This is a genomic window from Chromobacterium piscinae (assembly GCF_021129175.1).
Taxonomy (GTDB): domain Bacteria; phylum Pseudomonadota; class Gammaproteobacteria; order Burkholderiales; family Chromobacteriaceae; genus Chromobacterium; species Chromobacterium piscinae.
The window spans coordinates 1-1,389 of record NZ_JAJOHV010000076.1; the positions used below are offsets into that span (position 1 = coordinate 1).

Genomic DNA, 1,389 nt, shown 5'->3' on the forward strand with positions numbered 1-1,389 from the left:
GTCTGGCGACAGGCAAGCGAGCGTGTAGCGGTAAGACCGGGACAGGCCTTCCTCGCCATCCAGGCTTAACGGCAGCAGTTGTTCGACGGCGATCTGGCCGGAGCCAAGCTGCAGCGTCAACATCCGGTGGTCTTGGCCAAAGGCGGAAGCAAAGCTGGACAACAGTGCATTCAGATCCATCGGCATTCCAGACGAGAATACCCTCAGGCGAAGGTATGTCATTGAGCGGGAAGAAGATTAGGATTCTATTGATCTTGTGAAGGCTGTCACAAGCTAGCTTTGGCGGGAAGTCGGCGAATTTGTACCAAAAGACAGGGGATGCTATTTAATCGGTAGCATGAAAGTTTCTATTGGAATTAGACGGGACTACCGCTATCTGTGTTGAACACACGAAGATTTGGCAGCCGCTCTGTTGTGCAGGCACAGGATGTCTTTTGCCGAGCAAGCTGTGCGCGGCAGAGAAAACACAAAGCGCAATTGGTATGCAATTGGAGTGTTTGATGAATGGGAAATGTCGGCAGCAAGTTGCGTAGAAGTATCCGCATACCTGTCTTTTAGGTCAGGTTTATAGACTGAGTGAAGCCGTTGGATTGTTAACGGATATCGCAAAATAATACAATCAAATCTTATTTTATCCCTTTGAAATTCAAGCCTGTTCGGCTTTTATCTCCCTCCCGGATAGCCATGGACCTTAACAGCCTCCTCTCCAGCTTCGCTTCCGCTTTCAATCAAGATCAACGCCTGCTTACTCTAGTTCTCGGCAGCGGCCAGATCGCCTCTGAACAACTATTGCCGCTCAGCCTGGATGGCGAAGAAGGCGTGTCCAAGGCCTACCGTTATCAACTTACCTGCCTGTCCCCCGACGGCGCCATCGAACTCAAGACCCTGCTCGGCCAGTCCGCCCGCATCGGCATCGCCGACGCCCAGGGCCACGAGACCATCCGCTGCGGCGTGGTCAGCCAGGCCCGGCTGATGGGTTCCGACGGCGGCTTCGCCCAGTACGGCCTGACCATCGAGCCGCCGATCGCCTTGCTGCGCCACCGCCGCACCTCGCGGGTGTTCCAGGACTTGAGCGTGCCGGACATCGTCCAGCAGATCGTCCACGAGCATCAGGCGGCCAACCCGGTGTTCGCCCGCGCCCAGACCATAGAGTTCAAGGTCGGCCCGGCGCAGCCGCGCAGCTATTGCCTGCAGTACCGCGAGGACGACTTCAGCTTCATCGTCCGCCTGCTGCATGAGGAGGGCTACGCCTGGCGCTTCGAGCACGTGGACGGAGACAGCCCCCAGGTCAAGCTGGTGGTGTTCGACGACGCCTACAGCCTGCCGCCGGCCGAGGTGGAGCGCGTGCGCTTCCACCGCAGCGACGCGACCGAAGAAGAAGACGGCCTC

2 protein-coding genes are annotated in these 1,389 nt (G+C 57.5%); one reads left to right on the forward strand and one right to left on the reverse strand.

What is annotated here, in order from left to right:
* Positions 1 to 180: hypothetical protein (locus tag LQR33_RS18405; protein WP_231470038.1), on the reverse strand; the 180-nt coding region annotated here is incomplete at its 3' end.
* A gap of 504 nt (positions 181 to 684) precedes the next feature.
* Here LQR33_RS18405 and LQR33_RS18410 point away from each other — a divergent pair.
* On the forward strand, positions 685 to 1,389 hold a 705-nt coding region (locus LQR33_RS18410), incomplete at its 3' end, for a type VI secretion system Vgr family protein (protein ID WP_231470040.1).